Here is a 6,723-nt window from a genome sequence, read left to right on the forward strand (position 1 = left end):
CGTGCGCCCGCCCGTGGCGCGCGCACGGCGGACGGCCGGTGTCTCCGGTCGGGTCTTCGTTGCCAGCGCCGGCGCGGTCGTCGCCGTGATGGTGTGGGCCGGGCCCGCCGCGGCCCACGTGACCGTCCACCCGGCGTCGCTCCCCGCGGGGTCCAGCGACGTGGAGCTGGTCTTCCGGGTGCCGAACGAGCGCGACGACACCTCGACGGTCAAACTGCAGGTGTTCCTGCCCGCCAGCGCCGCCCTGCCGGCCGTCGACGTGCTCCCGGTGCCGGGGTGGACGTCGAGCGTCGACACCCGGACGCTGGCCCGGCCCCGGCCGACCGACGACGGCCCGGTGGGCACGGTCGTCTCCGACGTGACGTGGGCCGCGTCCGGCAGCGGCATCGGCACGGGCCAGTACGAGGACTTCGCCATCGAGGTGGGCCAGCTCCCGACGAGGGCCGGGCCGCTGGTGTTCAAGGCGCTGCAGACCTACTCGTCGGGGGAGATCGTGCGGTGGATCGAGGTGCCGTCCTCGCAGGACCCCTCCCCCGACTCGCCGGCGCCGGTGCTCACCCTGACGGCGCCACCGTCGACGACGGTGCGGGACCTCCGTGCCCCGGCCGCGTCGTCCACGACGTCAGGGGCGGCGGTGACGCTGGCGGGCGTCGCCGTCGGACTGTCGGTCGTGGCCATGGTCGGCGTGGGGGTGCTCGCTCTCCGGCGACGTCCGGTGCGCCCCTGAGCGGATCAGCCGGTCGGCGACGGGCCCGACGCCCGCTGCCGGGCGCGCTTGCGACGGGGCTTCAGGGCGAACCACCAGATGCTGGCGACGGTGCCGGCCACGCCCGCGGCGGCCACCAACGGCTTGACGAACTTCCGTCCACGACTCACCCCCGAGACGTTACCGGGCGGGCAGCCCCCGCACGCGACGGCCAGGGGTGAGTCTCGGCTCCCCCGCGTGGAGCGCTCGCGTCACCCCTGCGAGGAGATGAACACGTTCTTCACGTCGGAGAACGACGCCAGCGCCTCCATGCCCAGCTCGCGGCCGAAACCTGACTGCTTCGTGCCCCCGAACGGGGTGCTCACCCGCACCGAGGTGTTGGAGTTGACCGAGAGCACCCCGGCCCGGATTGCCGTGGCCATCCGCAGCGCCCGGGCCACGTCGCGGGTCCAGACGGAGCCGGAGAGCCCGTAGGGCGTGTCGTTGGCGAGCGCCACCGCGTGCGCCTCGTCGTCGAAGGGCGTGACGGCCACGACCGGGCCGAAGATCTCCTCGCGCCACACCCGGCCCTCGGGGCCCACCGGGGCCAGGACGGTGGGCGCGAACCACCAGCCGGGGCCGTCGGGGACGCGGCCGCGACCGGCCACGTGCAGGCCGTCCGGGAGGGGATCGACGAACGCCGCCACGCGGGCCCGGTGCTCGCAGGACACGAGCGGTCCCATCTCCGTGGCGGCGTCCTCGGGGTCCCCGACGGCGAGGCGCTCGGTGGCGGCCACGAGGAGCTCGACGAATCGGTCGAACACGCTGCGCTCGACCAGGATGCGGCTCCGGGCACAGCAGTCCTGTCCGGCGTTGCCGAACACCGCCGACGGGGCACTGGCGGCGGCCAGCTCGAGGTCGGCGTCGGAGAAGACGACATTGGCGGACTTGCCGCCCAGCTCGAGGGTGACGCGCTTGATCGTCCCCGCTGCCCGCGCCATGACGTCGCGCCCGGCGTCGGTGGACCCCGTGAAGGAGACCTTGGCGACGTCGGGATGCTCGACGAGCGCCGAACCCGCCGTCGTCCCCCGGCCGACGACCACCTGCAGCACCCCGTCGGGGATGCCGGCCTGCAGCGCCAGCTCGGCGAAGCGCAGGGCGGTGAGCGGGGTGAGCTCGGCCGGCTTGACCACCACCGTGTTGCCGCAGGCGAGGGCGGGGCCCACCTTCCACGACGCGATGGCCAGCGGGAAGTTCCACGGCACGATGGCCGCCACGACCCCCAGCGCCTCGTGCCACGTCACGTCCAGGCCGCCGGCGACGGGAATGGTGTCGCCGCGGTGCTTGTCGACGGCGCCCGCGTAGAAGTGCAGGACGTCCGCCACCATGGCCACCTCCCCGCTGCTGTCGGCGATCGGCTTGCCCACGTTGCGCGTCTCGAGCAGGGCCAGCTCCTCGGCGTGCGACTCCACCTGCTCGGCGAAGCGGCGCAGGAGCCGGCCACGGTCCGCCGGCGTGACGTCGCGCCAGGCGGGGAAGGCGAGCGCGGCGCGGCGCACGGCGGCGTCGACCTCTTCCTCCCCCTGGCGCGCCACCTCGGCCACGGTCTGCTCGGTGGCGGGGTTCACCACCCGGACGAGGTCCGGCGTCATGCCCGGTGCCCCGCTCCTCGCGCCGCGCTCGCCACGGCCTCGAACAGACGCAGGTCGGGCACCTCCTCGGGATGCCACTGCACGCCCACCACGAAACGCGCCACCGGGAGCTCGACGGCCTCGGCCAGGCCGTCGGCGGAGCGGGCGCTGACGACCAGCCCGTCGCCGAGCCGGTCGACGGCCTGGTGGTGCGAGCACCGGACCGTGGCCGTCTCGCCCAGGATCTCCGCCACCACCGAGCCGGGCTCGGTGGTGACCTCCACATCCGCGAAGCAGCCCCGGGCCGGCTGGTGACCGTCGTGGCCGACGACGTCCGGCACGTGCTGCACGAGCGTTCCCCCCAGCTGCACGTTGAGCAGCTGCATTCCGCGGCAGATCGCCAACACGGGCAGGTCGGCGGCGAGGGCGGCCCGCAGGACGGCGAGCTCGTCGGCGTCGCGCACGGGGTCGACCGCCGACGTGGCGGGATGCGTCGGCTGGCCGTACCGGGCGGGGTCGACGTCCCCTCCCCCCACGAGCACGAGGGCGTCGATGGCGTCGACGACCGCCGACGCCGCGTCGGCGCCCCCCCCGTTCGCCGCGCACGGAGGGAGCAGCACCGGCCGGGCGCCGGCTGCGGCCACGCGCTCGAGGTAGGTGGCGGGCAGCACAGCCGCGAGCCTGTCCCACGGGCCCCACACGGCCTGTTGGCGGTAGGTCGTCACCCCGATGACGGGGGTGGCGTGGGCGGCCATCGGCCAAGTCTCCCACCGGTGCCGCCCCCACCCGACAGGCCCCCGGGCCGGGCCCCGGGGACGGGCCCGGGGTCGGGCCCCCGGGCCGGGGGCCGCAGAGGCGGGCCGGGTAGGGTCGTGGCGTGCCGGGTCGTCTCGACGGGAAGGTCGCGGTCATCACCGGGGCCGGGAGCGGCATCGGGCGCGTGGCTGCCGGGCTGTTCGCCGCCGAGGGCGCGTCGGTGGTCGTGGCCGACGTCGTCGCCGATGCCGCCCGCGACACCACCGCCGGGATCGCCGACCGGGGTGGGCGCGCCGTCGCCGTGACCGCCGACGTGTCGGACGAGGCGCAGGCGGCGCGGGTCGTGTCGGCGGCGACCGGACAACTCGGCGGCCTGCACGTGCTCTTCAACAACGCCGGGATCTTCCCCGGCGACGACGGCGGCGTCCTGGACACCCCCCCGGCGACGTGGGACCGCGTGATGGGCGTCAACCTGAAGGGCGTCTGGCTGTGTTGCCGGGCCGCCATCCCCGCCATGATCGACTCGGGTGGCGGGTCGATCGTGAACGTGGCCTCCTTCGTGGCGCTGATGGGCGCGGCCACCGCGCAGGTCGCGTACACGGCGTCGAAGGGCGGGGTGCTCGCCTTCACCCGCGAGCTGGCGGTGGAGTACGCGCGCCAGGGGATCCGGGCGAACGCGCTGTGCCCGGGGCCGATCGACACGCCGCTGCTGGCGGAGCTGCTGGCCGATCCCGCTCGCCGCCACCGCCGCCTGGTGCACATCCCCATGGGACGCCTGGGCCGACCCGAGGAGGTGGCGCGGGCGGCGCTGTTCCTCGCCTCGGACGAGTCCTCGTTCATGACGGGCTCGGCCCTCGTCGTCGACGGGGGCATCACCGCCGCCTACGTGACCCCGGAGTGACCTCGGGAGACCGGAGTGACCTCGGGAAACCGGAGTGACCTCGAGAGAGCAGCCCGTCGGGTGCTGGACGGGGCCCCCGGCCCGTGCCATCGTGCGGTGATGCTGGACCTGGGCGGGCTGACCGAGCGCATCACCGACGGCACGGTCGACACCGTCGTGGTGGCGTTCCCCGACATGCAGGGCCGACCGGTCGGCAAGCGGGTGACCGGGGCGTTCTTCCTCGACCACGTCCTCGAGCACGGCATCGAGGCGTGTGACTACCTTCTCGCCGTGGACGTGGACATGGAGCCCCTCGACGGCTACCGCTTCACGAACTGGGAGACCGGCTACGGCGACGTGGTGGCCAAGCCCGACCTCTCGACGTTGCGGCTCCTGCCGTGGCTCGAGGGATCGGCCATGGTGGTCTGTGACGTCGTGGACGGCGACGGCGCGCCCGTGGAGGTCTCGCCCCGCCGGGTCCTGGGCCGCCAGATCGAGCGGGCGCGGGCGCTCGGCCTCGACATCCGCTGCGCCACCGAGCTCGAGTTCTACCTCTTCAACGAGACCTTCGAGGAGGCCGCGGCCAAGCGGTGGCGCGATCTCCACCCCCACGTCTCCACGATCGAGGACTACCAGCTCCTGCAGACGGCGCGCCAGGAGCACGTGCTGCGCCGGGTCCGCAACGAGATGCTGGCGGCCGGCATCCCCGTGGAGTCCTCCAAGGGCGAGGCGGGCCGCGGCCAGCACGAGGTGAACGTCACCTACGGGCAGGCGCTCGAGGTCGCCGACCGCCACCTCGTCTTGAAGAACGGGGTCAAGGAGATCGCCGACCAGTGCGGGCGGGCGGCGACCTTCATGGCGAAATGGTCGATGGCGGAGGTCGGGTCGTCGTGCCACATCCACGCCAGCGTGTGGGACGCGGACTCCGGGGCGTCGCTGATGGCGGGCGACGACGCACCGTCGGCGCTGTCGGAGGTCGGGCGGCAGTTCGTCGCCGGGCTCATCGACAGCGCCCGTCAGCTCACGTGGCTGTGGGCGCCGTACGTCAATTCCTACAAGCGCTACGTCCCCGGGTCGTGGGCGCCGACGGCCGCCGTGTGGGGCGTGGACAACCGCACGTGCGGCTTCCGCCTGGTGGGCCACGGCGAGAGCCGGCGCGTCGAGTGCCGGATCCCGGGCGCCGACGTCAACCCGTACCTGGCCCTGGCGGGCATCCTCGCCGCCGGCCTGTGGGGCGTGGAACAGGGCCTGGCGCTCCCGCCGCCGTTCGAGGGCAACGCCTACCGGGCGACCGACGTCGCCCGCGTGCCCACGACGCTGGTCGAGGCCATCGCCGAGCTGGAGTCGAGCCCGGTGGCCGCCCACGCTTTCGGTGACGACGTCCACCACCACCTGCTGAACACCGCCCGTCAGGAGTGGGTGCGGGCCAACCAGACCGTCACCGACTGGGAGCTCGGGCGGAACTTCGAGCGGATCTGAGCCGGAGCGACGAGCACGAGAACAACTCAGGCCCGGCGCTTGTACTTGCTCGCGACGTACTCGTCGACCCAGGCGCGGGTGCTGCGCCACTGGCCGTCCGGGCCCTTCTGACCCTTGAGGCGGCCGCGTTCGATGGCCGCCCGGAGCGTGAACACGGTCTGCGTCTTCGTCGCCAGTGCGACGATGGGGACCAGGCGGTGGGGTCCCGCCACCGCGGGGACGACGAAGCGGTAGAGGTTGTCGGTGACCGACCGGGCGATCAGCTCGCCGAGGGGTCACGACGCCGGCACGGGGCGCGTCAGTGCCGGTTGAGGCGCCGGTGGATCTGCTTGGTCTGCTTGTACAGGTCCACGAACTCCCCGAAGCGCTCGTGGTAGACGGCCGCCGCGGTGGGCTCGGGGTCGAAGGTCCGGCCGGTCCCGACCATCGCCGGGATGTCCTCGACCCGGGCGCGGCCGAGCGCCATCAGGGTGAGCAGCCCCGCCCCGCGGACGTTGGCGAGCACCGGGTCGGCCACCTGCCGGATCCTGCGACCGGTGGCATCGGCGTGGATCTGGGACCACACGTCGGAGTTGGCACCGCCACCCACGAACGCCAGTTCCTCGAAGCGCCGACCGACGAACCGCTCCACCGCGCCGAGCAGCCACCGGCTGTTGAGGGCCACGCCCTCGTAGACGGCGCGCACGAGGTCGTCCCTCGACGTGGACAGCGACAGGTTGTGGAACCCGCCCCGGATCGTGTGGTCGTCAACGGGTGAGCGCTCGCCGTTGAGCCACGGCGTGAACATGGCGCCGTTGGCGCCGGGGGGCACCGTCGAGGCGACCTCGTCGAAATACCGGTAGACGTCGCTGTCGGGCCCCGCGCCGGGTTCGCCCATGCGCAGGTTCTCGGCGAGGAACCGAAGGCAGGCGCCCGCCGTCTCGTGCTCGTCGGCGACGATGTAGCGCCCGGGAACGGCTGCGGGGATCGACGCCACGTTGCGCAGGGCGTCGGTCTTCTTGAACGGCACGTGGCACGAGATCCACGACGACGTCCCGATGTAGAGATGGCCGGCGAAGTCCGCCACCGCCCCCGACCCGACCGCCGCCGAGTGCACGTCTCCGGAACCGGTGACCACCGGGATGCCCGCACGGACCCCGAGCTCGGTGGCCGCCTCGGGCCGCAAGGGCCCCACGACCGAGCCGGACGGGACCAGGTCGGGAAGCGTGGAACGCTCGAGGCCGGCCATGCGCAGCAGGGTCTCGTCGTAGTCGACCGACGCGATGCGCCGGTTGTCGGTGACCCAGTGCGCG

The 6,723-nt window shown here is 73.8% G+C and carries 8 protein-coding genes; 3 read left to right on the forward strand and 5 right to left on the reverse strand.

Annotation, left to right across the window (positions count from 1 at the left end; translation table 11 throughout):
- Position 1 precedes the first annotated feature (1 nt).
- Positions 2 to 727, forward strand: coding sequence for a YcnI family protein (locus VMV22_05480; protein ID HUY21772.1), 726 nt, complete (start codon positions 2 to 4; stop codon positions 725 to 727).
- Positions 728 to 732: 5 nt separating this feature from the next.
- Here VMV22_05480 and VMV22_05485 read toward each other — a convergent pair whose 3' ends face one another.
- The 3 genes from VMV22_05485 to VMV22_05495 form a co-directional block, all read right to left on the reverse strand.
- Complete coding sequence (locus tag VMV22_05485) at positions 733 to 876, reverse strand: hypothetical protein (protein HUY21773.1); 144 nt, start codon at positions 874 to 876, stop codon at positions 733 to 735.
- 81 nt (positions 877 to 957) lie between these two features.
- Complete coding sequence (locus VMV22_05490) at positions 958 to 2,337, reverse strand: aldehyde dehydrogenase family protein (protein HUY21774.1); 1,380 nt, start codon at positions 2,335 to 2,337, stop codon at positions 958 to 960.
- A complete protein-coding gene (locus VMV22_05495) occupies positions 2,334 to 3,071 on the reverse strand; it encodes a gamma-glutamyl-gamma-aminobutyrate hydrolase family protein (protein ID HUY21775.1) in 738 nt (245 codons plus the stop codon). Before VMV22_05495 ends, VMV22_05490 begins: the two co-directional genes overlap by 4 nt.
- 122 nt (positions 3,072 to 3,193) lie before the next feature.
- Between VMV22_05495 and VMV22_05500 the strand changes: the two genes are divergently transcribed.
- Together VMV22_05500 and VMV22_05505 are read left to right on the forward strand one after the other, a co-directional pair.
- Complete coding sequence (locus VMV22_05500; protein ID HUY21776.1) at positions 3,194 to 3,973, forward strand: glucose 1-dehydrogenase; 780 nt, start codon at positions 3,194 to 3,196, stop codon at positions 3,971 to 3,973.
- A 99-nt stretch (positions 3,974 to 4,072) separates the two neighbouring features.
- Positions 4,073 to 5,431 (forward strand): glutamine synthetase family protein, encoded by a 1,359-nt coding sequence (locus tag VMV22_05505; GenBank protein HUY21777.1) that lies wholly within the window; start codon positions 4,073 to 4,075, stop codon positions 5,429 to 5,431.
- 26 nt (positions 5,432 to 5,457) lie between these two features.
- Here VMV22_05505 and VMV22_05510 read toward each other — a convergent pair whose 3' ends face one another.
- Both VMV22_05510 and VMV22_05515 read right to left on the reverse strand, forming a co-directional pair.
- On the reverse strand, positions 5,458 to 5,643 hold the full coding sequence (locus tag VMV22_05510) for a hypothetical protein (protein ID HUY21778.1): 186 nt from the start codon (positions 5,641 to 5,643) through the stop codon (positions 5,458 to 5,460).
- Positions 5,644 to 5,729: 86 nt separating this feature from the next.
- The coding region (locus VMV22_05515; GenBank protein HUY21779.1) for an FGGY-family carbohydrate kinase at positions 5,730 to 6,723 on the reverse strand (994 nt) is incomplete at its 5' end.

The organism is Acidimicrobiales bacterium (assembly GCA_035531755.1).
In the GTDB taxonomy this organism is placed as follows: domain Bacteria; phylum Actinomycetota; class Acidimicrobiia; order Acidimicrobiales; family UBA8190; genus DATKSK01.